The sequence below is a fragment of the Frigoribacterium sp. AC759 genome (assembly GCF_979256015.1).
The window spans coordinates 97,876-121,865 of sequence record NZ_CEEDMT010000005.1 but is presented as its reverse complement, the minus strand read 5'-3'; the positions used below and the strand labels follow the sequence as shown (position 1 = coordinate 121,865).

Sequence of the window (23,990 nt, the reverse complement as noted above, 5' to 3'; positions counted from 1 at the left end):
GCCCTCCTCCTCCGAGCAAGAAGGAGAACCGTGTCGAACTCGGCAGCAGATCCAGCGGAAGCCAAGAAGCTGAACAGGCGGGTGACGGCGCTCGCGGTGGCTGCGGCCGTCGGAGGCTTCCTCTTCGGATTCGACTCGTCCGTCATCAACGGCGCGGTGTCGTCGATCACCGACGAGTTCGGTCTGACCGAGTTCGCGTCAGGCTTCGCCGTCGCCTCGGCCCTGATCGGCTGCGCGATCGGCGCCTACGTCGCCGGTCGTCTCGCCGACAAGATGGGCCGCATCAAGGTCATGCTGATCGGCGCCGCGCTGTTCCTCGTCAGCTCGATCGGCGCGGCTGCCGCCTTCGCCGTCTGGGACCTCGTTCTCTGGCGCGTCATCGGCGGACTCGGCATCGGCATCGCCTCCGTCATCGCACCGGCCTACATCAGCGAGGTCTCGCCCAAGGCCATCCGCGGGCGACTCGCGTCGTTCCAGCAGCTGGCCATCACGCTCGGCATCTTCGTCGCCCTCCTCTCCGACCAGCTGTTCGCGGTCACCGCGGGCGGCGCGTCCGAGCCGTCGCTCTTCGGTCTCGCCGCCTGGCGCTGGATGTTCCTCGTCGGCGTCGTGCCGTCGGTCGTCTACGGCGTGCTGGCATGGCGTCTGCCCGAGTCGCCCCGTTACCTCGCGGGCGAAGGCCGGGAGGGCGAGGCCCGCAAGGTGCTCGAGAGCATCGTCCCGACCGAGACAGTCGACACGAGCCTGAAGGAGATCACCGACTCGATCAAGACCGAGGCGGACCTCGACACGAAGTCGTCCATCCGGGGCAAGCGCTTCGGCCTGCAGCCGATCGTCTGGGTCGGCATCATCCTCGCCGTCCTGCAGCAGTTCGTCGGCATCAACGTGATCTTCTACTACTCGACCACCCTCTGGCAGGCCGTCGGATTCCAGGAGGAGGACTCCTTCCTCATCTCCACGATCACCGCCGTCGTCAACGTGGCCGTGACCTTCGTGGCCATCGGCCTGGTCGACAAGGTCGGTCGTCGCCCGCTGCTGCTCACCGGCTCCGTCGGGATGTTCCTGAGCCTCGCCGTCACCGCGCTCGCATTCAGCCAGGCGACGACCACCGCCTCCGGCGACCCGTCGCTGCCGGGTGCCTGGGGCCCGGTCGCGCTCGTCGCGGCGAACCTCTTCGTGGTCTCGTTCGGTGCGACCTGGGGTCCGCTGATGTGGGTCCTCCTCGGCGAGATGTTCCCCAACAGCATCCGTGCCACGGCGCTCGGCGTCGGCAGCATGGCGAACTGGATCGCCAACTTCATCGTCACGGTGTCGTTCCCGAGCCTCGCCGCCCTCAGCCTCACGCTGTCGTACGGCATCTTCGCCTTCTTCGCCCTCGTCTCGTTCTTCTTCGTCTTCGCGAAGATCCCCGAGACCAAGGGCCGTTCCCTGGAGGAGATGGGCGTCTCGGCGCTCGACGGATCCATCGACGCCAAGCGCTCTAGGGCCTGACGTCCGACACGCCCCAGAACGCCCTGACCGGCTGCCGGTCGGGGCGTTCTCGCGTGGTGCTAACATGATCGATGCAGCCTGCTCAGCAGGCTGACTTCGCGTGCCCAGTGCGTCTTCGGACGCACCGATCGCGAGCCGGTCCGTCCGGTTCCGTTCGTCACCGGCCTCCATCTCCATTCGGTCCGACCGCATCCCAGGGTGCGAGCGGCGGAGGTGCGCCCGGGCACCAGGCAGCGACGACCGACCGGTCGTCCGACAACCGACAATCCGGTGCACCAGCGTGTGCGCCCAGAAACAGGAGAACGACCATGGCCGTCGTCACCATCCGCCAGCTGCTCGACAGCGGCGTCCACTTCGGACACCAGACCCGCCGCTGGAACCCGAAGGTGAAGCGATTCATCCTCGCCGAGCGCTCCGGCATCCACATCATCGACCTGCAGCAGTCGCTCGGCTACATCGACAGCGCGTACGACTTCGTCAAAGAGACCGTCGCCCACGGCGGCACCATCCTCTTCGTCGGCACCAAGAAGCAGGCTCAGGGCTCCATCGCCGAGCAGGCCAACCGTGTCGGCCAGCCCTTCGTGAACCAGCGCTGGCTGGGTGGTCTGCTGACCAACTTCCAGACCGTGTCGAAGCGCCTCGCCCGCATGAAGGAGCTCGAGGACATCGACTTCGACGACACCACCCAGGGCTTCACCAAGAAAGAGCTCCTGATCAAGAAGCGCGAGCTCGACAAGCTGCACAAGACGCTCGGTGGTATCCGCAACCTCACCAAGACGCCGTCGGCACTCTGGATCGTCGACACCAAGAAAGAGCACCTCGCGATCGACGAGGCCAAGAAGCTCGGCATCCCGGTCATCGGCATCCTCGACACCAACTGCGACCCCGACGAGATCAACTTCCCGATCCCCGGCAACGACGACGCGATCCGCTCCGTCGGTCTGCTGACGCGCATCGTCGCCGACGCCGCCGCCGAGGGCCTCGTCCAGCGTCACCAGAAGCCCGAAGACGCCGACCAGCCCGTCGAGCCCCTCGCCGAGTGGGAGGCCGAGCTGCTCGCCCAGGGCGAGGCCAAGGCCGCCGACGCCGCGACCGAGGCGCCCGCCGCCGAGCCGCTCCCCACGGAGGAGAACGACGCCGACGCTCAGGTCGCCGCGAAGCCCCTGGGCGAGCCGGTCGCCGAGCCCGTCGCCGAGGCGACCGTCGAGACCGCTGCGGAGCCGGCCGACGCCGACGCCGCCGCCGACTCGAAGTAACGCACCTCCTCACTCCGACTCCACGAAAGGAAGTCAGACATGGCAAACTTCACCGCCGCTGACGTCAAGACCCTCCGTGACCGCCTCGGTGCGGGCATGATGGACAGCAAGAACGCTCTCGTCGAGGCCGACGGCGACATCGAGAAGGCCGTCGAGATCCTCCGCGTCAAGGGACTGAAGGGCGTCGCCAAGCGCGAGGGCCGTCAGACCACCGCGGGTCTCGTGGCCGCCAAGGCCTCCGCCGGCTACGCCACGATCATCGAGCTCGCCAGCGAGACCGACTTCGTCGCGAAGAACGAGAAGTTCATCGCCCTGGCCGACTCCGTGCTCGAGGCCGTCTCGGCCGCGGGTGCGGCGACCGCCGCAGAGGGCAACGCGGCCGCCATCGGCGGCCAGACCGTCGAGGCGTTCGTCAACGACGAGGCGGCTCTCATGGGCGAGAAGGTCGAGCTCCGCTCGGTCGCTCGCGTCGAGGGCTCCGAGTTCGCGATCTACCTGCACAAGACCTCCAAGGACCTGCCCCCGCAGGTCGGCGTGGTCGTGGGCTACACCGGTTCGGACGCTGAGACCGCCCGCTCGATCGCCCAGCACGTCGCCTTCGCTGCGCCGACGTACCTGTCGCGCGACGAGGTCCCCGCCGACGACGTCGCGAAAGAGCGCGCCATCGTCGAAGAGACCGCGAAGAACGAGGGCAAGCCCGAGGCAGCCCTGCCGAAGATCATCGAGGGTCGCCTGACCGGCTTCTTCAAGGAGATCGCACTGCTCGACCAGGCCTACGCGAAGGACAGCAAGCTGTCGGTCGCCAAGGTCGTCGAGCAGGCCGGCATCGAGATCCAGGGCTTCTCCCGGATCAAGGTCGGCGCCTAGCCACATACGCGATGGGGTCTGAGACGGTCATACGTCTCAGGCCCCATTTCCGTGTCCGCCGCCGATCCCGGTCGGGCGGACAGCGTCCAGCGCCGAGTCGCTAACCTGGCTACGGCCATGAACGAAGGAGACCCCACATGACATCAGACATCACCGGACGCCGACGGGTCCTCCTCAAACTCTCCGGCGAGGCCTTCGGCGGCGGCCAGCTGGGTGTCAACCCCGACGTGGTGGGCGCCATCGCCCGAGAGATCGCCGACGCCGCCCAGGACGTCGAGATCGCCGTGGTGGTCGGCGGCGGCAACTTCTTCCGTGGCGCCGAGCTGAGCCAGCGGGGCATGGACCGCGGCCGGGCCGACTACATGGGCATGCTGGGCACCGTGATGAACGCCCTCGCCCTGCAGGACTTCCTCGAGCAGGCGGGCGCGGCGACGCGCGTGCAGTCCGCCATCTCGATGACCCAGGTAGCCGAGCCGTACATCCCGCGTCGCGCCGAGCGCCACCTCGAGAAGGGCCGGGTCGTCATCTTCGGCGCCGGTGCGGGGCTGCCCTACTTCTCGACCGACACCGTCTCCGCCCAACGCGCCCTCGAGATCGGCGCCGACGAGGTGCTCGTCGCCAAGAACGGGGTCGACGGCGTCTACTCGGCCGACCCCCGCCACGACCCCTCGGCGGTCAAGCTCGAGACGCTGACCTACCAGGAGGCGCTGGTCAAGGGGCTCAAGGTCGTCGACTCGACCGCCTTCAGCCTCTGCATGGACAACGGCATGCCCATGCACGTGTTCGGCATGGAGGGCGGCGGCAACATCGCCCGGGCCATCCGTGGCGAGCGCATCGGAACCCTCGTCAGCAACTGACGACTAAGCTCGACAACGAATCAAGGGAGCATTGTGGCGATCAACGACGTACAGAACGAGACGCGCGAGAAGATGGAGCGGGCACTCGAGTCCGCCAAGACCGACTTCGGTCAGGTCCGCACCGGGCGCATCAACCCGGCGCTCTTCCAGAAGATCCCCGTCGACTACTACGGCACCCCGACCCCTCTGGCGCAGCTGGCATCCCTCCAGGTGCCGGAGGCGCGGACGATGATCGTGACCCCGTACGACAAGACGGCGCTCAAGGAGATCGAGAAGGCGATCGCGACCTTCCCGAACCTCGGTGCGAGCCCGACCAACGACGGCACGCTCGTCCGTGTCACGATCCCCGAGCTGACGCAGGAGCGCCGCAAGGAGTTCGTCAAGATCGTGCGCAGCAAGGGCGAGGACGCCAAGGTGCAGATCCGCAACATCCGACGCAAGTCGAAGGACGACCTCGACGCTCTCAAGTCCGAGGTCGGCGACGACGAGGTCGCTCGTGCCGAGAAAGACCTCGAGGCTCTGACCAAGGGGTACATCGACTCGATCGACGAGGCGTTGAAGAAGAAGGAAGCCGAGCTGCTCGAGGTCTAGATGAGCGACGCTCCTGACGGCCCTCGTAATGACGATTCGGGGCCGACCCCCAAGACCACCCTCGGTAGCCGTCGGGCCGACTTCGATGCCAGGGCGCAGGCCGCTCGTCACGACCTCGAGAACCAGCTCCGCACGCGCCGCGCCGCGCTCGGTGCCCGCAACGAGAAGCTGACCGCCCGCACAGGGCGCAATCTCCCCGCGGCCATCGGCGTCGGCGTCGGTCTCGGCGGCGCCGTGCTCGTCAGCCTGATCTTCGAGCCGGCGTTCTTCATGATCGTGGCGGCGGCCCTCATCGGCTCGCTGTGCTTCGAGCTCGCGAGCGCACTCCGCTTCGCGGGTCGCGACGTACCGCGACTGCCGAGCGTCCTCGCCGGTGTCGCCATCGTCCCCGCCGCCTTCTACTTCGGTGCACAGGGGCAGTGGCTGGCTCTGGTGGGCGGCATCCTCGTGGTGTCGGCGTGGCGGCTCGTCGAACTGGTGCGTCCTTCGCACCGGACCAGCGCCTCCTCGGTGGCCCGCGACATCGGCGCCGGCGCGTTCGTGCAGATCTACTGCGCGTTCCTGGGCAGCTTCATGGCGCTGATGGCCGCTCAGCCGAACGGCGCCAACTGGACTCTCGCAGCACTGATCATCGTGATCGCCGTCGACACGGGGGCCTACGCGACGGGCCTGTCGTTCGGCAAGCACCCGATGGCTCCGCGGATCAGCCCGAAGAAGACCTGGGAGGGCTTCGCCGGGTCGGTCGCCGCGAGTCTCATCGCGGCGGTCCTGCTGTCGTGGCTGATGCTCGACGAGGCCTGGTGGTTTGGTCTCATCCTCGGTGGCGTGATCATCGTGACGGCGACCATCGGCGATCTCTCCGAGTCGCTCATCAAGCGCGACCTGGGGATCAAGGACATCTCGACCTGGCTGCCGGGCCACGGCGGATTCCTCGACAGGCTCGACAGCACGCTGCCCTCGGCGGCCGCGGCTTACGCCCTGTACCTCATCGTCACCTGACGCACGGGGCATCCGCTCAGGCGGCCCCAGGGCGTCGGTGCGGCATGATGGTCTGGTGAAGACGACATTCCCGATGGCTCAGCACGGTCGACTCGGCTACGACGTGACCGAGGTCGAGTCGTTCCTGGAGAAGGCCCGCGCGGCGTACTCGGGCGCGGCGCCCACGCGCGCCACGCGGTCCACGTCGATCGACTCCGAGCAGATCCGTCGCACGGCCTTCACGATGGCCAAGGGCGGCTACTCCACGTCGCACGTCGATGCGGCCCTCGAACGCCTGGAAGACGCCTTCGCGAGTCACGAGCGCGAACGGTCGCTCGCCGGCGAGGGTGACGCCGCCTGGTTCGCGGGTGCGCGTTCGGCGGCGGAGGAGATCGTGGCGCGTCTCGATCGGCCGACGGGCCACCGGTTCGACCGGGTCGGCATCGTCACGCAGGGCTACCACCCCGCCGACGTCGACCGCTTCGTCCGCAGACTTAAGGGGTACTTCGGCGACGGCGAGGCCCTGAGCATCGACGACGTCCGCGCCGTGGTCTTCCGTGCGAAGCGGGGCGGGTACCGCGAGGTCCAGGTCGACGTGCTGCTCGACGCCGTCGTCGACGTGATGCTCGCGGTCCGCTGAATCGACCCGTGGAACCTCCCCGTGCGCAGGCCTGCGCGCGACGATCCGTCTTCCCCGTGCCCGCCGAGGCGATCGCCTCCCGCTGAGACACGCACGACGTCGTCCTGGCCAGTTCCCGGGACTTCGGTTATTCTTAGTCCACTTATGGGTAGGCACGCTGCAACTCCGACGACCGGCATCACTCCTCGAGAGCACCCGGCGCTCGTCGCGAGACCCATCGCGGCACGCCGTATGGTCCCCGCGTCGAGTCTGGCCGTGACCGCTCCGACCCCTGCGCCTCGGCGCCGTCGGGGGCGGTACATCCTCCCGGCATGCGGCTTCGTCGCGTCGTTCGCATTCGTCTCGGCTTCGCTCGTGAACCCGATCTCCGGTGCCGAGGCGACCACCCGCGTCGTCGGCGGCGCCAGCGTGCTGGTCGCGCCCGGGCAGTCGTACTCCGTCATCGGCGCGTCGGCCTCCACGGCCGATCGAGACGGCTACGACGTCACCCTGCCGCCCCCTCCGCCCCCGCCCGAGCCCGAGCCGGTCGTGACCGAAGAGGCTGACGACTCCGTCGCCGCCGACGCCTCCACCGCGTCGACGTCGAAGTCCGCGAGTCCGGCTCCGGCCCCCGCTGCCGGTACCCCCGATCCCGGCAGCGCGAAGGCCATCGCCGCAGGCATGGTGTCCGCCCGTGGTTGGGGCACCGGCGAGTACGACTGCCTCGTCTCGTTGTGGAACAAAGAGTCGGGCTGGAACGTCTACGCCTCCAACGGCTCCAGCGGCGCCTACGGCATCCCGCAGTCGCTGCCCGGCAGCAAGATGGCGACTGCCGGTGCCGACTGGCAGACGAACCCCGCGACGCAGATCACCTGGGGCCTCAACTACATCTCGGGCGTCTACGGATCGCCCTGCGGCGCCTGGTCGCACTCGCAGGCCGTCAACTGGTACTGATCCCGTCCCCGTGCACCGGACGGGTCGTCCGGGGCACCAGGGCGGCACCGGCAGCGGCTCAGCCGCTGGAACCCGCGGCCGGACTCTGACGATGCCGACCGCCCCGCCGCGATACGGTGGTGGTCATGCCCCGAAGCAATCGACCGCGACGCCCTCGCGACACACGTCGACCTGACGAGCCCGCGAACGACATCACCAGGGCGATCCGGGGCGGCGCGGTGGTCGAGACCCGACACGGCAGGTCGTTCACCGTCCAGTCCATCGGTGCGTCGTCGTCCGTCAAAGAGTACGTCTGCCCCGGCTGCTCGCTGATCGTCGCCCCCGGCACGGCGCACGTCGTCGTCTGGCGTGCCGACGGGCTCTTCGGCGACGCCGACGACCTGGCGTCCCGTCGTCATTGGCACACCCACTGCTGGAGGATCTCGTGACCGACCCGACCCGTTCGACCGACGCGACCGACCCGACCGGGTCCATCGAGGTGCGGGGCGGCGTCCTGCTGCCCGCGCGCCGTCGCGACGTCGAACTCCGCACCGACGACGGTCTCCGCCTCGTCGGCGAGCTGTCCGTTCCCACCGACCGCCCACCGGTCGGCACGCTTGTCGCCCTGCATCCGCTGCCGACGGCGGGCGGGTTCATGGACTCTCACGTGATCCGCAAGGCCGCCGCGCGCCTCCCCGCCCTGGCCGACCTCGCGGTGCTGCGCTTCAACTTCCGTGGCGTGTCATCGCCGAGGGGGCGGTCCGAGGGCGAATTCGGCGAGGGGATCGCCGAGGCCGCCGATCTCGCGGCCGCAGTCGCGTTCGTGCACGGAGAGGGTCTGCCCACGCCGTGGCTGGTCGGCTGGTCGTTCGGCACCGAGGTCGCCCTGAAGCACGGGCGCGGCGTCGAGACGGCGGGTCTGCTGCTGCTGTCACCGCCCCTCCATCGCACCACCGACGCCGAGCTCGCCGCCTGGAACGACGTCGCGACCCCGATCGTCGCCGTCGTGCCCGAGTTCGACGACTACCTCCGACCCGAGGAGGCGCGGCGCCGCTTCGCCGTCGTGCCCCGCGCCGAGGTCGTCGCCGTCGAGGGCGGCAAGCACCTCTGGGTCGGCGAGAAGCAGACCACGCGCGTGCTGTCGGAGATCGTGCAGCGGGTCGCCCCGCAGGCGCTGCCGCTGCCCGCTACCTGGCCCTGAGCCGCTGCCCGAGCGGACGTGACCGCAGAGCGCGTGCGACCGCACGGCGCCTGGAGCGGCAGTGGCAGCGGCAGCGGCTTCGCCAGGGTCAGAGCGTGTTCTGCCGGGGGACGAGCACCTCGCGGATGATGAGCAGCACCGACGCGGCGAAGGGGATCGCGATCAGTGCCCCGAGGACTCCGAGCAGCGTGCCGCCGACGAGCGCCGCGATGACCACGATCACCCCGGGCACCCTGACCGCACGGCGCATGATGCGCGGGCTGAGGAGGTACGCCTCGATCTGCATGTAGACGAGGTAGTAGACGGCGGCGGTGATCCACGTCGAGGGCGAATCGGGCAGCAGGGCGACCTGGGCCAGCACGATGATCGCCGAGCCGCTGATGGTGCCGACCAGGGGGATGACCGACCCCACGAAGGCGATGGCCGCGAAGACCGCGGGCTGCTCGGCGCCGATGATGCTCAGGAAGATGAAGCTCAAGATGCCGTTGATCGCGGCGAGGGTGAACTGGCCGATCACGTAGCGACCGACGGAGTCGCCGATCTGCTCGGCGATGACGATGAACTTCGGGCGCTTCGAAGCCGGCACGAGCTGGTAGACCGCGCGCTTGACGCTGTTGATCGACGACGTGAAGTACAGCGTGAGGATCAGCACGACGATGGTCGCGAAGAGCCCGTTGCCGATCGCGACGCCGACCGCCAGGACCCCGCCGCCGATCGTGACCACGTTGTCGGGGTCGCCGAGGAACGCCACGACCGAGTCGAGGCCCTGCTGCACGTCGAAGACGTTCTGGGGCACCAGCTCTTGCAGGTTGTCGACGAACTGCTGCGTCGTGACGCTCTGCAGGTAGGTCACGAGGTTCGTGATCAGCGCCGTGGCCTGACTCACGATCACCGGGACGATGGCGAAGACGACGCCGACGACGGCGCCCAGCAGGGCGACCATGACGAGGGTGATCGCGAGGGTCCGAGGGACGCGCCGCTTCTCGAGCCACGACACGATCGGGTCGAGACCGAGGGCGATGAACAGCGCGGCGCCCACGTACGTGATGATCGTGGACAGCTCGCTGACGGCACCGCCGATCACCAGGGCGACGAGCACGCCGAGCCCGGCCAGGAGGCCCAGCCGGAACGGATTGTGGATCTTCACGCGGGCTTACTCCTCTTGGGCGGCGGAGTCGTTCAGCACGGGACCGCCGCGTGACTACTCTGGCGCAACCTTCGCGGCTTCGCTCAACATCGCGCGGAGGTTCTCGAGGTACGAGGCGACCGCGTCGCGCTCCTCCCGCAGCTCCGAGAGCCGGCGCTCGGCGTCGGAGACGAGGTCGCGGGCCCTGTTCTCGGCCTCCGTCACGATGTCGCGACTGCGCACCTCGGCGTTGGTCAGCACCTCGTGCGCGGTCGAGTCGGCCTCGCTGCGCACCGTCTTGGCGTGGTCGTGAGACGAGCGCTCGAGCTCGTCGGCCTCGCGGCGCACGTCGACGGCGCGCTGCCGGGCCTCGTCGAGCTGCGAGTGAGCGTCGTCCAGGTAGTTCTGCGTCTCGGCGACGGCCGCCTGATGTCGGGCGACGAGGTCGCGCTCGAGCTCGTCGAGTCGGGTCGTCCGTTCGAGCGCGAGAGCCGTCCGGGCCTCGTCCGTCTCGCGGGCGACGAGCGCCTCGGCGCGGTCGCGTTCGGCGGCGAGCCGGGCGCGGGTCGTCTCCGCCTCGTTCTCGAGTCGTGCGCGCTGCGCCTCCTCGTCGTCGAACAGCCGCGCCTGGCTCTCAGCCACCTCGGCGTCGAGGTCGGCACGGGCGTTCGCCGTCTCGGCCTCGACCTGCGCCCGGTGCTCGGCGGCGTCGCGCTCGAGTCGCTCGGCCTGCTGCTGGACGTCGCGGGCCAGGCGCTCACGGGTCTCGACGGTGGTGCGCTCGATCTCGTCGCGGGTCGTGGTGCGGTCGAGCTCGATCTCGTCGCGGGCGGCTCGGGCCTCGCGCTCGAGCTCCGCACGGGCGGTCTCGATCTCGAGCTGGAGCCCGGCTCGCATCTCGAGGGCCTCGGTCGCCAAGGAGGCGCGGGTCGTCTCGACCTCGCGGCTCAGGTCGTCGCGGCCGGCGTCCACCTCGCGCTCGAGCGCCGCGCGCGTCTCGGAGACGTGGCGGGCCAGCTCGGCGCGCTGCTCGGCGATGTCCCGGTCGAGTTCGGCGCGACGGTTCGCGACGTCGTCGTCGAGGTCGGCGCGAGCGCCGGTGATCTCACGCTCGAGATCGGCGCGACGGGTGGTCACCTCGACCTCGAGCTCGGCGCGGGTGGTCTCGTCGAGACGGGCGAGCTCGGCGCGGAGCGTGTCGCCCTCGCGGTCGAGGTCGGCGCGCTGGCGTTCGCTGTCGCTGATGAAGAGGGCGCGGGTCTCGGCCGTGGTGCGGGCCAGCTCGGCGGCGTCGGCACGGGCCTCGGCGACCTCGCGGCCGACGATGTCGCGCTGCTCGGCGACGTCCCGTTCGGCGTCGGCGCGGAGCGCGGCGGCCTCGTGGCGGGCGGTCGACACGTTCTCGGCGGCCTCGGTCGCCGCGGCGCCGCGCATGGCGGACGAGTCGCGCTGCGCCTCCTGGAGGAGCGAGCGGGCCTCGTTGCGGGCTCGGGCGACCATGCGGTCGGCGTCGGCACGGGACTCGTCGATCTGGGCGGCGGCGCGACCCCTGGCGTCGCCCAGCACGGCGTCGGCGCGCTCGGTGGCGTCGGCGACGAGTCGTTCGGCCTCGGTCGTCGACGAGCGTCGCAGCTCTTCGGCGTCGATGTCGGCCTGGCTGACGAGTCGGGTGGCCTGCTGCTCGGCGAGGCGCAGGGTCTGCTCGAGCTTGCTGCCGAGACCGGCGTAGGTCGGGGTGCCGGCCTCGTCGAGCTCGGACTGCAGCTCGTCGAGGCGACTCTGCAGACGCTTGAGGTCGTCGACCGTCTCGGCGCGGTCGGTGTTCGACTTGATCAGCTCGCGCCGCAGGTCGCCCAACGCGCGGTCGACCTCTTCTTTGCGGTACCCGCGGAGTTCCGTCCCGAATTCCGATTCGTCAGCGGCCACGGTGTCTCCTCTTGCTCGGCGGCGGGAACGAGATCGCTCGGCCCGGACCCGACGATTTTAGCGGGCGAGGGAGTGGTCGCCACCCGGCCTGAGATGACTTCTCGTCGGTCACGCGCCTCCCAGGTCTTTTCGGATACGCTGAGCCGTCTTAAAATCTGCTGCCGCGCCCGGCCATCCGGCCAGGCCCGCGCCGGCGTGGCCGTCCCGAGCGGTTCGTCGCGACCCGACCGGGATGGTGGCACGGAGGGAGAGAAACGTGCGTTTCATCGTCGCAGTGTTCGTCGTCGTCCTGGCGGCGCTCATGGTGGCCCTGGGCTTCGCTCAGCGGACCGTCTTCGCGCCACCTCCCAGCGTCTCGTCGACGGTCTCGACCTCCGACTCCGAGGCCCGCATCACCGTCGTGCCCTCCGAGGCGCTGCACGGTCACGACGGCCGCCAGACGGTGAGCATCTCGGGTGCCGACACGGCCTTCGCCGCCACGGGCCGCACCTCCGACGTCCTCGGCTGGGTCGGCGACTCGGCCTACAACGAGGTGTCGTTCGACGAGACGAGCGGCGAACTCGTCAGCACGGTGGTCGACGGCGACACCGCCGACGTCCCGAGCCCCGCCGACTCCGACCTCTGGAACGCCGAGTACGCCGGGGCCGACCCGACCTTCTCCCTCGACGCCCCCGACGACGTCTCCCTCGTCGTCGTGTCCGACGGCGCCGCGCCGGCACCCGACACGATCCGGGTGACCTGGCCGCTCTCGACGGCGACGCCCATGGCCGGTCCGCTGATCGCCGGTGGTCTCCTCATGCTGCTGATCGGCGTGCTGCTCTACATCTGGGCGATCGCCCACCACCGCCGCAACCGCGGTCCGCGCCGGCGCTCCGGTCAGGGCAAGCCCCTCCGTCCGACCCGTCGGACGCGGCGCGAACCGTCGAGCATCGGCGACGGCGGCGCGGGCGACCGTCGAGCGATCCGCCGTTCCGTGGCGATCGTGCCGGTCGTGCTGGTGGGGGCCCTGGCGCTCTCCGGCTGCACCCCCGACTACTGGCCGAGCGCCGTCGGGGGCACCGGGTCGGGTCCGTCCGCGACGCCCACCCCGACGAGCACCGGCGCCGCGTCCGACGACGAGCAGGACGACCTGCAGCCCCCGGTCGTCAGCGTGGCGCAGGCCGAGCGCATCGTGCAGCGCATCTCCGCCGTGGCCTCGCAGGCCGACGGGACCCTCGACGCCGAGCTCGCCGCCACCCGCTTCACCGGGCCGGCCCTGGCCCAGCGCGAGGCCAACTACGCCCTGCGCGACAAAGACGCGGCCGCCGCCGAGCCCATCGCCATCCCCGAGGGCGACGTCACCCTGACCCTGCCCCAGCAGGCCGACACCTGGCCCCGCAGCGTCTTCGCCATCGTCCAGTCCGACGACACGGCCGTGGCGCCCATCGCGCTCACCCTCGTGCAAGAGGAGGCGCGGGCCAACTACCAGGTCGAGTACCTGACCAGCCTCGAGGCCGGGGCCACGCCTCCCACGGTCGCGCCCGCCAGCATCGGCGCCGCCCGGCTCTCGCCCGACGTCAAGCTCCTGACCCTGCAGCCGGACCAGCTCGCCACCGCCTACGGCGACATCCTCGCCAACGGCGACGAGAGCGAGTACGCGCCGCTCTTCGAGCCGGAGGGCGACACCCTGCGCGAGAAGATCGGCAAGCCCTACAAAGACGCCAAACGTGAGGCCCTGCCCGAGACCGCGTCGATCGACTTCGCTTCGAACCCCGACGACGACCCGGCCGTCGCGTTCGCGACGAACGACGCCGGTGCCATCGTGTCCGTCGCCCTGAACGAGGTCGAGACCGTCAAGCCCACCGCCGAGGGGGCCGAGGTCAACCCGGCCGGTGCGGTCAAGACCCTCACCGGCATCGAGAAGACGACGAAGGGCATCGAGGCGACCTACGGCGTCGAGCTGCTCTTCTCGGTGCCCGCCGTGGGCAGCGACCAGAAGATCGTCCTCCTCGGATTCAGCCAGGCCCTCATCAGCGCTAAGGAGCTGCCATGACCAACGTCCCCCCTCTGCCCGCCGGTCTCCGCGGAGCCGTCGACCTGTCGTCGCTCGTCGAGCGGCCCTCCGCGGGCGGTGCCGGCCGACCGGCGCCCGCGACCGGGGGAGCACCCGGCGCCCCCGACGGCGGGGCCGCTGCCACCGTGGGCGTCCCGTCGCTCGTGATCGACGCGACCGACGAGACCTTCGCGCAGTTCCTCGAGCTGAGCAACACGGTGCCCGTCATCGTCGACCTCTGGGCCGAGTGGTGCGGGCCGTGCAAGCAGCTCTCGCCGGTGCTCGACAAGCTGGTGACCGAGTACGCCGGTCGTCTCGTGCTCGCCAAGGTCGACGTCGATGCGAACCCCCAGCTGACCCAGGCGTTCCAGGCGCAGTCCATCCCCGCGGTCGCCGCGGTGGTCGGCGGTCGACCCGTGCAGCTGTTCGTCGGGGCCCTCCCCGAGGCGCAGGTGCGCGACGCGTTCGAGCAGGTGCTCGAGCTCGCCGCTCAGAACGGCGTGACCGGCCGGGCGGTCGTCGACGGCGCCCCCGACGTGGAGGGCGAGGCGCCCGAGCCCGAGCCCGAGCCGCTGCCCCCGCACCACCAGGACGCCTACGACGCCATCGACCGCGGCGACTACGACGCGGCGATCGCGGCCTACAAGACGGCCATCGCGCAGGACCCCCGCGACCAGCTGGCCGTCGCCGGTCTCGCGCAGGTGTCGCTGATCGCCCGTCTGCAGGGGGTCACTCTGGCCGAGGTCCGCGAGGCGGCGGCGGCCGACCCGGCGGATCTCGACGCGCAGCTCGCCGTGGCCGATCTCGACGTGAGCGGCGGACATGTCGACGACGCGTTCGACCGGGTGCTCACCGTGTTCCCGACGCAGGACGCTGCGGGGCGTGATCGGGCCCGCGCGCGCCTCCTCGAGTACTTCGAGATCATCGGGGCCGACGACCCCCGGGTCGTCGCCGCACGCCGCCGCCTGACGATGCTGCTCTACTGAGCCGACCCCAGACGCCGACCCCAGACGCCGACCAGGGCGCCGGTGCCGTGAGAACGATGAAGGCCCCCGTCCGAGAACCGGACGGGGGCCTTCCGCTGTCGCGAGCGGTTCCGAGGAGGCGCGGGTCGTCACGACCCCGCCGCCTCGGGACTCAGGGGCGGCGCTTGAGCCAGAGCACCCCGAGCGGCGGCAGCAGGACGTCCGCCGAGGCGGGTCGCCCGGCCCAGGGACTGTCCGTCGCGACGACCGAGCCGTAGTTGCCGACCCCCGAGCCGCCGAACTCGACGGCGTCGGTGTTGAGCACCTCGTGCCAGGTGCCCGCCTCGGGGAACCCGAAGCGCATCTGCACGGGCTGACCCGACCAGTTGGCGAGCACGGCCACGCTCTCGCCGTCGCCGGACTTCCGCATGAAGGCGACGACGCTCTGCTGCGCCGCGCCTCCGTCGATCCACTCGAAGCCCTCGGTGTCGAAGTCGTGCGCCCAGAGCGCCTTCTCGGCGCGGTACACGCTGTTCAGCTTCGAGACGAGGTCGAAGATCTGCTGGTGCTCGTGGCGGTCGAGCACCGACCAGTCGAGACCGGCCTCCTGGCTCCACTCGGTGGGCTGACCGTACTCGGAGCCCATGAAGAGCAGCTGCTTGCCGGGGTGGCCCCACATGTAGGCGAGGTAGGCGCGCAGGTTGGCTCGCTTCTGCCAGTCGTCGCCGGGCATCTTCTCGATGAGCGAGCCCTTGCCGTAGACGACCTCGTCGTGCGAGATCGGCAGCATGAAGTTCTCGCTCCAGGCGTAGTGGAACGAGAAGGTGATCTCGCCGTGGTGGTACGAGCGGTGGATCGGGTCCTTCTCGACGTAGTCGAGGGTGTCGTGCATCCAGCCCATGTTCCACTTCAGACCGAAGCCGAGGCCGCCCTCGCTGGTCGGACGCGAGACGCCGGGCCAGCTGGTGCTCTCCTCCGCGATCATCACGATGCCGGGGTGGCGCTTGTAGGCGGTGGCGTTCGCCTCCTGCAGGAACGAGATCGCCTCGGTGGCCTCGCGGCCGCCGTGCTCGTTGGGCAGCCACTCGCCGTCGTTGCGGCTGTAGTCGAGGTACAGCATCGAGGCGACGGCGTCGACGCGCAGTCCGTCGATGTGGAACTCCTCGAGCCAGTACAGGGCGTTCGCGACCAGGAAGTTGCGCACCTGCGAGTCGCCGAAGTTGAAGACGAGCGTGCCCCAGTCGGGCTGCTCGCCGCGACGCGGGTCGGAGTGCTCGTAGACGGCGCGCCCGTCGAAGTTGCCCAGGGCCCATTCGTCTTTCGGGAAGTGCCCGGGCACCCAGTCCATGATCACGCCGATGCCCGCCTGGTGCAGGCGGTCGATCAGGTAGCGCAGGTCGTCGGGCGAGCCGTAGGTGCTCTGCGCCGCGTAGTAGCCGGTCACCTGGTAGCCCCACGAGCCGCCGAACGGGTGCTGCGCGAGCGGCATGAACTCGACGTGCGTGAAGCCGAGGGCCGTGACGTAGTCGACCAGCGGGTCGGCCAGCTCGCGGTAGCCGAGCCCCGGACGCCACGAGCCGACGTGCATCTCGTAGACGCTCATCGGGCCGGCGTGCTGGTCGCTCGCGGCGCGCTTCTCGAGCCACGCGTCGTCCGACCAGGTGTGCTCCGAGCGGGTGATGAGGGAGGCGGTGGCCGGGGGGACCTCCGACCGGCGCGCCATCGGGTCGGCGCGTTCGACCCAGACGCCGTCGGGCGTGAGGATCTCGTACTTGTACGCGCCCTCGGTCACACCGGGCACGAAGATCTCCCACACGCCGTTGCCGTCGAGGCGACGCAGAGCGTGCAGCGCGCCGTACCAGCCGTTGAGCTCGCCGATCACACGGACGGCGTGCGCGTGCGGGGCCCAGACGGCGAACGAGGTGCCGGTGACGCCGTCGTGCTCGCGGACGTGCGAGCCGAGCACGTTCCAGAGCTGCTCGTGGCGGCCCTCGCCGAACAGGTAGAGGTCGAGCTCGGAGACCGTGGGGGAGAAGCGGTACGGATCGTCGGCGACCCAGGGCGCGCCTCCTTCGTAGCTCGCCTCGATCTCGTAGCCGCCGAGCGGCGCGTCGGCGACGCCCTGCCAGAGTCCGTGGCCCACGTGCTCGAGGGTCACGACCTCCGAGGAGGCGCCGGTCACCGTGACCGTGGCGGCCAGCGGTCGGACTACGCGAACGACGGTCACCCCGTCGCGGGTGTGCTCGCCGAGCAGCGCGTGCGGGTGGCCGTGACGACCCTCCGCGGCGGCTGCGACCTCGGCGTCGTCGAGGTCGGGTGCGGTCGGCGCCACGGTGGGCTGCTCGACGGGCTCCTGCGCGGCGGGCTCCTGCGCGGCGGGCGTCTGCTCCGACGGCGTCTGCTCGACGGTCAGGTCGACCGGGACGTCGGCGGGCGTCGGGTCCTCCGCGGGCGCGGGGGTGAAGGGGGAGGTCATCTCGGGTGCTCCTACGGTGCGCGGTTGAGGTCGACGGTCAAGACGTGCACGGGCTCGACGAAGGCGTCGAGGCGGACGTAGTTGTCGTCGCCCCACGTCCACGACTGGCCGGTGATCAGGTCTCGGACCGTGTACGTGCCGCCGGGGGTCAGGCCGAACTTCGTCACGTCGAGGTGCACGGTGGTCTCGCGGGCCGAGTGCGGGTCGACGTTGGCGACGACGATCACGGCGTCGGCGCGACCGCTGCGGGTGTGGGCGCGTGACAGGTACTTCGAGTAGACGAGCACGGCGTCGTCGTCGCTCGAGTGGACCTCGAGGTTGCGCAGCTGACGCAGCGCGGGGTGCGACGCGCGGATGCGGTTCAGCTGGGTGAGGTACGGCGCGATCGAGGCGCCGGCCGCCTCGGCGGCGGCCCAGTCACGCGGCTTGAACTCGTACTTCTCGTTGTCGATGTTCTCTTCGCTGCCGGGGCGCGCGACGTCCTCGATGAGCTCGTAGCCCGAGTAGACGCCCCAGGTCGGCGACGCCGTCGCGGCGATCGCCGCACGGATCTTGTACGCCGACGGGCCGCCGTACTGCAGGTACGGGGTGAGGATGTCGTGGGTGTTGACGAAGAGGTTGGGTCGGAGCCAACCGCTCGTCTCCTTCGACAGCTCGGTGAGGTACTCCTCTAGCTCCCACTTCTCGTTGCGCCAGGTGAAGTACGTGTACGACTGGTGGAATCCGACCTGGGCGAGCGCCTGCATCATGGCGGGCTTGGTGAACGCCTCCGACAGGAACACCACCTCGGGGTTCGTGCCGCGGATCTCGTGCAGCAGCCACTCCCAGAAGCGGACCGGCTTCGTGTGCGGGTTGTCGACGCGGAAGATGGTCACGCCGAGGTCGATCCAGTAGCGGACGATGCGGAGCACCTCGCGGCTGAGACCGTCGTAGTCGTTGTCGAAGTTCAGGGGGTAGATGTCCTGGTACTTCTTCGGCGGGTTCTCGGCGTACGCGATCGTGCCGTCGGGCAGGGTCGTGAACCACTCGGGGTGCTCGGCGACCCAGGGGTGGTCGGGCGAGCACTGCAGCGCGAGGTCGAGGGCGAGCTCGAGGCCGCTGTTCTTCGCGGCCTCGACGAACCAGCGGAAGTCGGCGACCGTGCCGAGCTCGGGGTGGATGGCGTCGTGCCCGCCGTCGGGCGAGCCGATGGCGTAGGGCGATCCCGGGTCGTCGGGCCCGGCCGTCAGGGTGTTGTTCGGCCCCTTGCGGAACGTGGTGCCGATGGGGTGCACGGGCGGGATGTACACGACGTCGAAGCCCATGCGGCTGATCGCGGGCAGTCGGCGGGCCGCCGTGCGGAACGTGCCGCTCTTCCAGCTGCCGTCCTCCTGCTTCTTCGCGCCCTCGCTGCGGGGGAAGAACTCGTACCAGCTGCCGAGCCCGGCCCGGCTCCGCTCGACGCGCAGGGTCTCGGTGCCGCTGCGGGTGCGGAGGCTGGCGAGCGGCTTGCTCGCGAAGACGGCGGCGAGGCGCGGGTCGGTAGCCACCCGGAGGCGCGCGCCGGCCGAGAGGGAGGGGTTGCCGAGGGCCGTGGCCGCGTCGCGGACGAGGACCGTCTCGGGGTAGTCGTCGATCGCCGCGGTCAGCAGCTCGCTGCCCAGCGCGAAGGTGACGTCGACGTCGATCTCGGCGGGGATCTTGATCTCGGCCGTGTGCAGCCAGGTGGCCCAGTCGTCGGTGTAGGCCTCGACCTGCCAGGTCCAGTCGCCTTCGATCTCCAGCTGGACCTCGGTCGTCCAGCGGTCGGTGCCGGGGATGCCCGCGGTGAGCGGGTGCCTCGTCGTCGCACCGTTCGGATCGACCAGGAGGAGGTCGGCACCGATCAGATCGTGGCCTTCGCGGAACACGGTGGCGCCGAACGGCACCACCTCGCCCGAGAAGGCCTTCGTCGGGAACACCCGGTCAGGGGTGGTCGGGGTCAGTGCCGTGACGGGGATCCGTCCGACCTTGGGCTCGTATGCAGTCGACACGCCAGCGACGCTACCCGGTCTGAGGCGGGGTCGGCCCTGGTGATGGGCGGCGTCCCCCGAGATCACCTGAAGAGGACCTTTCGGGGTACAGAATCATGTCCGCACCGGTGGGGACAGACCGCCGCGTTCGTTTTGCCCCCCGTTCTGGGTCAGTGCATATGCATAAATCGCCGTGTCCGCACTTTGGGGGACCGCTAGTGTCGTACGAGTCAGCACGGCCTGCCCGCCCGGTCATCCCACCGAGAGCCCGGCGCCGCCGACACAGACTCCGGTCGTCACCGACCGGTTCCCCCTCTCACCCGCCCCGCTGGGCGCGTCCTCCCGACGGACGCCGCCCGCGGTGCTCGTCGCGCCCTCCCGAGGGCTGATCGGATCGTCATGAACAAGCTCGTCAAAGGCTCCATCGCCGCTGCCGCCGGTATCGCCCTCCTCCTCGGCGGCGCGGGCACCTTCGCGCTGTGGAACGCCAACACCGAGGTCGCCGCGGCGAGCGTCACCTCGGGCACGCTGGCGCTGACGCCGAGCGGGACGGGCACCTGGACGGACATCACGAACGGCCGGAACGCCGCGATCTCCGACGTGTCGCAGTTCAAGATCGTCCCCGGCAACAAGCTCCGCTTCACGCAGACCATGAAGATCGACGCGTCGGGCAACGACCTCGTCGCCGACCTCACCTACTCGGCCGCCTCCATCACCGGTTCGCTCAAGAACGTCGCCGTGACCACCATGGGCGTCTCGAGCGCCGCCGGCTCGTCGGCCCTGCCCGCCGGCGTCACCGCCGACACCGCGACCGCCGGCAGCTTCGTCGTCCGCCCCGTCGCGGCCGGGAGCACCACCGCCGTCGTCACCTTCGTCGTCGAGCTGCCGCAGGCCACCGACGGCGCCGCGAGCATGAACGGCACCCTCGACCTCAGCAAGCTGACCTTCACGCTCAAGCAGCGCGCCATCGCCTGATCCCATACGATCACGACCACCACCGAGACGGGAGCCGCGCGATGAGCCGACACGGGACGACGCAGCGTCGTCACCGCGCCGAGCCCGTCCGCGGCGCCCGCGGCCTCGGTGGTCTCGTGCGTCCGCTGTGGTCCGCGACCGGGATCGTCGTGATCGGACTGCTGGCGATCGTCGCGACCGCCGGCGGCACCTACGCCCTCTTCGGCACCTCGGCCACCACGTCGGCGTCGGTCGTGACCTCCGGCTCGGCCGGGGTCGCGGTGACCAGCGTGTCGGCCCTCGACGTCGCGAAGCTCGGCCCCGGGCGCTCGGTCTCGGGCACCTTCATCGCCAGGAACACCGGCACCGTCCCCCTCGCCCTGCGTCTCACGGGCACCGCGCCGACGTCGACCGACGCCGCGGTGGTCGGCGAGCTGCGTGCCACCGCCGCCGTGCTGCGGAGCGGCACCGCGTGCACGATCACGACGGCCGGCACCTCGGCCCGTGCGGCGAGCCTCGACACGGGCTCGTCCTGGACGACGCTGCCCGCCGGTCAGTCCCTCACGGGGTGCCTCGTCCTCACCCTCGACTCCGACGCTCCCGCCACCGTCCAGTCGAAGAGCGCCCCCGTCGGCTTCGTGCTGGCCGGTACGCAGGTCGCTCCGTGACCGGCCGTCGCGCTCAGCGCCGCCGTCGGCCCGTCGCCGCCGGTCGGCGTCTCGCGCTCGCCGTCGTGGCCGGCGTCGTCATCGGCTCGACCCTCGCCGCCGGGGGCGCCGCCGTCGCCCTCTGGACGACGAGCGCGCCGGTCTCCACGAAGGCGGCGACGGGGGCCGTGGCGCTCAGCACGACCGACCCGACCTCGCTGCAGCGCGACTACACGGCGTCGGTGCCGGCGATCACGGGAACCTGGTCGTTCACGAACACCGGCACCGTCGACGCCGACTACTCGACCACCGGGTCGCTCGCCTCGGGCAGCTCCGCCGACCTCGCCGCCTCCGTCTCCGTCGTCGCCTGGCCCGTGCCTCGCGGCTCGACCGCGGGCGCCTCGTGCACGGCGTCCGCCGCGGTCGGGTCGGGGTCGGTCTCGGGGACCTGGTCCGCGCCTCCTCGTCTGACGGGCTCGCTCGCCGCCGGCGCCTCGGCCGCCTGGTGCATCCGCTCGTCCACGTCGACGACCTCGCCCCTCGGTCGCGTCACCCCGGTGCTGCGGGCGACCCTCGCCACCGGTTCGTGGACCGCCTCCCCGCAGCAGCGGAGCTTCGTGCAGAACAACACGGTCGCGCCCCGCAAGACGGCGACCTGCTCGACCACCGACATCTACTACGCCCGCCTGCACTTCGACCCGTCCGATCGCCCTCTCGAGACGACGTACGGCTCGTTCGTCGGCTCGACCCGGGTCGGCACGGCGACCGAGACCGGGCACTACCCCGAGTTCGGCTTCACCCGCGAGACGCTGCCGAAGGACCCGTACGGCGACGGGCCGATCACCGTCGACATCCGCGTCGTCGTGAACGGTGCGCCGGGGGCGATCGCGGCCACCGGCGTGGTCGTGGGCGGTTACGACCCGAACGGCCTGAGGAACATCCAGTGCCCGTGATCGGGCGGCCCGCGCTCCGTAGGGCGACGATCGGGGCGGCCCTGCTGGTGTCGCTCACCGTCGCCGGCGCCGTCGCGCTGCCGTCTCTCGCCGCGGCACGCGCCACCGGGGCGGCATCCGCCTCGAGCACGGCCTCCGCGCCACGGCTGATGGTGAGCGACGACGGGCGGCTCTGGCAGGCCCGTCTCGACTCCGGGCTGTTCGCCGACGGCCTGCCGCTCGTGCCCGGCGGCTCGACCTCGGGCACCTTCTGGGTCAAGAACACGACCTCGGAGCCGGCCATGCTCGGCGCCCGCATCGTCGGGATCACCTCCTCGACGACCGAGTTCGCCCGGGACGTGTCCGTGACGGCGTGGGCCTCGGGGCTCGACGACGGCGATGCGGTCGACGGCGAGACGCTCGGCGGCGAGGCGGAGCCGGACGGCGTCGCGCTCGACGGCTCGCCGTCCGTGCTGCCGCTGGTCGAGGAGGCGCCCGTCGCCGCTGCCGCGCCCGTCGCGCAGGCCGTGCCGCTCGTCACCCTCGACTCCCCGTCGTGCTCGGTGGTCATGCCCTCGACCCTGCTGCCGGCCGGTGAGGAGGCGCCGATCACCGTGGCCCTGCGGCTCGCGGCGGACGCATCCGAGGCATCGGCGGCGCAGTCCGTCGGAGTCACCGTGCTCGTCACGCTCACCGGTCAGGGCGGCGAGACGCTGGATCCGTGCGTCTCGACCGGCGGTTCGGAGACCGGATCGGGCGGCGGGCCGGCCGGCGACCGGGTGGACGACCAGGAGGCGCGCTCCGCTGCGACCGGCGGCTCGACGTCAGCCGGATCCGCATCGTCGGGCTCCGTGACGAGTGCCGTGAGACCGGCGACCGGGGCGGTCTCGATCGAGGCCGCCTCCGGCGGGGAGGGCGGTGACGGCGGTGCGACGGCGGACGAGGGCTCGGATGCCGTCGCTGGAGCGATCCCGTTCGTCAGCGTCCCGCTGCCGGGGGAGTGGCTGCCGATCGCCGTGGGCGTGCTGGCCCTGCTCGGCGGCGGGTACGTCGCCCTCGGGCGTCGTCGTCGCCGCGACCGCGGCGACGCGGACGACGCCGGCGACCGGGCCGACTCGGGCGAGCACCCCGTCGAGGCGCCGAGCCTGCTCGTCGGAGGGCCCCGCATGACCGACCGGAGGCGTCTGTGACCGCGCGCCGCGCCTCCTCGGCGGAACGGGGGCTGCTGCACAGCATCGGCGTCGGGCTCAGCGCGGGGCTGCTGCTGGTCGTCGTCGCGCTCGCCGTGCTGCTCGTCATCGTGCCCAAGGCGACCGGGTCGACGCCTCTGACCGTGCTGACGAGCTCGATGGAGCCGAGCCTCCCGCCGGGGACGCTGCTCGTCGTCCGCCCGACGTCCACCGAGGATGTGCGGGTCGGCGATGTCATGACGTATCAGATCGAGTCCGGTCGGCCCGAGGTGATCAGCCACCGGGTGATCGAGATCGTGTCGGCGTCGGACGGCACCACGTCGTTCGTGACGAAGGGCGACAACAACTCCGCCGCCGACGAGAAGGCCGTGCTGCCCGTCCAGGTGCGCGGCACCCTCTGGTACAGCGTCCCGTGGCTCGGCTTCGTGAACCAGGCCGTCAACGGTCAGGCGCGGGCCTGGATCGTGCCCCTGCTGGCGGTCGCCCTCTTCGGCTACGCCGGGTACATGATCACCTCGGGTCTCGTCGCGCATCGCGCGGAGCGGCGGCGCGGGCGGGGTCGCGGGCGGCGGTCGGCCGGCCGGTCCGAGGACGCGTCCGAGGGTGCGTCCGAGGGGCGGTCCGCAGGGTCCTCCGAGGGTCGATCCGAGAGCTGATCCGACGGTCGATCGATGGTCGTCCGATGGTCGAGTCGGGGTCGTGCCACCGGTCGTCCGAGCTGTCTCGGGGTGACCCCCCGGATTGGGGTGCGAGTGCGCGACCGGACGTGCTTGTCGGCCGTTTGGGGGACCGCTACAGTCGGGGACGACGACGCGGCCTGCCCGCCCGGGGCGACATCCGCCCCGAGAGCCCGGCGCCCGTCGATCGGCGGTGTCGCACTGCTGACACCCCGCCGGATGCAACGACGGCCCGGACCCGAGGCCGTCGCGTGCGACGACGAACACGACGAGCGACGGCG

Annotated in this window: 21 protein-coding genes; 17 read left to right on the top strand and 4 right to left on the bottom strand. The window is 70.9% G+C overall.

The features are described 5' to 3' along the window. Nucleotides 1–30: 30 nt before the first annotated feature. The 10 genes from ACZ6JE_RS06950 to ACZ6JE_RS06905 all read left to right on the top strand — a co-directional run bounded on the left by ACZ6JE_RS06950 (nucleotide 31) and on the right by ACZ6JE_RS06905 (nucleotide 8,793). On the top strand, nucleotides 31–1,491 hold the full coding sequence (locus ACZ6JE_RS06950) for a sugar porter family MFS transporter (protein ID WP_192058308.1): 1,461 nt from the start codon (nucleotides 31–33) through the stop codon (nucleotides 1,489–1,491). Between the two features lie 308 nt (nucleotides 1,492–1,799). Beyond that, nucleotides 1,800–2,747 carry a 30S ribosomal protein S2 gene (gene rpsB / locus ACZ6JE_RS06945; protein ID WP_192058306.1) on the top strand — a complete coding sequence of 316 codons (948 nt, stop codon included), beginning with the start codon at nucleotides 1,800–1,802 and terminating at the stop codon, nucleotides 2,745–2,747. A gap of 39 nt (nucleotides 2,748–2,786) precedes the next feature. Then, nucleotides 2,787–3,614 carry a translation elongation factor Ts gene (gene tsf / locus ACZ6JE_RS06940; RefSeq protein WP_192058304.1) on the top strand — a complete coding sequence of 276 codons (828 nt, stop codon included), beginning with the start codon at nucleotides 2,787–2,789 and terminating at the stop codon, nucleotides 3,612–3,614. 137 nt (nucleotides 3,615–3,751) lie between these two features. Further along, a complete protein-coding gene (gene pyrH, locus ACZ6JE_RS06935; RefSeq protein WP_192058301.1) occupies nucleotides 3,752–4,471 on the top strand; it encodes a UMP kinase in 720 nt (239 codons plus the stop codon). A 72-nt stretch (nucleotides 4,472–4,543) separates the two neighbouring features. Then, nucleotides 4,544–5,062 (top strand): ribosome recycling factor, encoded by a 519-nt coding sequence (gene frr / locus ACZ6JE_RS06930; RefSeq protein WP_197981716.1) that lies wholly within the window; start codon nucleotides 4,544–4,546, stop codon nucleotides 5,060–5,062. Continuing rightward, the gene (locus tag ACZ6JE_RS06925; protein WP_464318542.1) at nucleotides 5,063–6,061 is read left to right on the top strand and encodes a phosphatidate cytidylyltransferase; all 999 of its coding nucleotides are present in this window, start codon (nucleotides 5,063–5,065) and stop codon (nucleotides 6,059–6,061) included. Nucleotides 6,062–6,116: 55 nt separating this feature from the next. Continuing rightward, nucleotides 6,117–6,680, top strand: a complete 564-nt coding sequence (locus ACZ6JE_RS06920) for a DivIVA domain-containing protein (protein ID WP_464318541.1) — start codon at nucleotides 6,117–6,119, stop codon at nucleotides 6,678–6,680. A 255-nt stretch (nucleotides 6,681–6,935) separates the two neighbouring features. Further along, nucleotides 6,936–7,613, top strand: coding sequence for an aggregation-promoting factor C-terminal-like domain-containing protein (locus tag ACZ6JE_RS06915; RefSeq protein WP_464318540.1), 678 nt, complete (start codon nucleotides 6,936–6,938; stop codon nucleotides 7,611–7,613). Between the two features lie 125 nt (nucleotides 7,614–7,738). Then, nucleotides 7,739–8,041, top strand: coding sequence for a hypothetical protein (locus ACZ6JE_RS06910; protein ID WP_192058295.1), 303 nt, complete (start codon nucleotides 7,739–7,741; stop codon nucleotides 8,039–8,041). 44 nt (nucleotides 8,042–8,085) lie between these two features. Next, a complete protein-coding gene (locus ACZ6JE_RS06905; protein ID WP_464318550.1) occupies nucleotides 8,086–8,793 on the top strand; it encodes an alpha/beta hydrolase in 708 nt (235 codons plus the stop codon). 88 nt (nucleotides 8,794–8,881) lie between these two features. On the opposite strand, the gene ACZ6JE_RS06900 is transcribed toward ACZ6JE_RS06905, so the two are convergent. Beyond that, a complete protein-coding gene (locus tag ACZ6JE_RS06900) occupies nucleotides 8,882–9,940 on the bottom strand; it encodes an AI-2E family transporter (RefSeq protein ID WP_243214606.1) in 1,059 nt (352 codons plus the stop codon). A 54-nt stretch (nucleotides 9,941–9,994) separates the two neighbouring features. Beyond that, complete coding sequence (locus ACZ6JE_RS06895) at nucleotides 9,995–11,845, bottom strand: DivIVA domain-containing protein (RefSeq protein WP_464318539.1); 1,851 nt, start codon at nucleotides 11,843–11,845, stop codon at nucleotides 9,995–9,997. Between the two features lie 256 nt (nucleotides 11,846–12,101). Between ACZ6JE_RS06895 and ACZ6JE_RS06890 the strand changes: the two genes are divergently transcribed. After that, entirely contained in the window at nucleotides 12,102–13,877 is a 1,776-nt protein-coding gene (locus ACZ6JE_RS06890; RefSeq protein ID WP_464318538.1) for a DUF8094 domain-containing protein, read from the top strand. Then, nucleotides 13,874–14,863, top strand: coding sequence for a tetratricopeptide repeat protein (locus tag ACZ6JE_RS06885; RefSeq protein WP_464318537.1), 990 nt, complete (start codon nucleotides 13,874–13,876; stop codon nucleotides 14,861–14,863). Before ACZ6JE_RS06890 ends, ACZ6JE_RS06885 begins: the two co-directional genes overlap by 4 nt. 151 nt (nucleotides 14,864–15,014) lie before the next feature. Here ACZ6JE_RS06885 and glgB read toward each other — a convergent pair whose 3' ends face one another. Together glgB and ACZ6JE_RS06875 are read right to left on the bottom strand one after the other, a co-directional pair. Then, a complete protein-coding gene (glgB, locus tag ACZ6JE_RS06880) occupies nucleotides 15,015–17,318 on the bottom strand; it encodes a 1,4-alpha-glucan branching protein GlgB (RefSeq protein ID WP_464318536.1) in 2,304 nt (767 codons plus the stop codon). A gap of 11 nt (nucleotides 17,319–17,329) precedes the next feature. Then, nucleotides 17,330–19,330, bottom strand: a complete 2,001-nt coding sequence (locus tag ACZ6JE_RS06875) for a maltotransferase domain-containing protein (protein ID WP_192058282.1) — start codon at nucleotides 19,328–19,330, stop codon at nucleotides 17,330–17,332. A 378-nt stretch (nucleotides 19,331–19,708) separates the two neighbouring features. Here ACZ6JE_RS06875 and ACZ6JE_RS06870 point away from each other — a divergent pair, with 378 nt between their 5' ends. From ACZ6JE_RS06870 to ACZ6JE_RS06850, 5 genes are read left to right on the top strand one after another with little or no spacing between them, the layout of a single operon-like run. Then, nucleotides 19,709–20,284 (top strand): alternate-type signal peptide domain-containing protein, encoded by a 576-nt coding sequence (locus ACZ6JE_RS06870; protein WP_192058280.1) that lies wholly within the window; start codon nucleotides 19,709–19,711, stop codon nucleotides 20,282–20,284. A 41-nt stretch (nucleotides 20,285–20,325) separates the two neighbouring features. Continuing rightward, nucleotides 20,326–20,931, top strand: a complete 606-nt coding sequence (locus ACZ6JE_RS06865; RefSeq protein ID WP_320478163.1) for a TasA family protein — start codon at nucleotides 20,326–20,328, stop codon at nucleotides 20,929–20,931. Beyond that, nucleotides 20,928–21,863 (top strand): hypothetical protein, encoded by a 936-nt coding sequence (locus tag ACZ6JE_RS06860; protein ID WP_464318535.1) that lies wholly within the window; start codon nucleotides 20,928–20,930, stop codon nucleotides 21,861–21,863. The genes ACZ6JE_RS06865 and ACZ6JE_RS06860 overlap by 4 nt, the downstream gene beginning before the upstream one ends. Next, nucleotides 21,854–23,032, top strand: coding sequence for a hypothetical protein (locus tag ACZ6JE_RS06855; protein ID WP_464318534.1), 1,179 nt, complete (start codon nucleotides 21,854–21,856; stop codon nucleotides 23,030–23,032). Before ACZ6JE_RS06860 ends, ACZ6JE_RS06855 begins: the two co-directional genes overlap by 10 nt. Next, entirely contained in the window at nucleotides 23,029–23,688 is a 660-nt protein-coding gene (locus tag ACZ6JE_RS06850; RefSeq protein WP_320479064.1) for a signal peptidase I, read from the top strand. Before ACZ6JE_RS06855 ends, ACZ6JE_RS06850 begins: the two co-directional genes overlap by 4 nt. The last annotated feature ends 302 nt before the right edge of the window (nucleotides 23,689–23,990 follow it).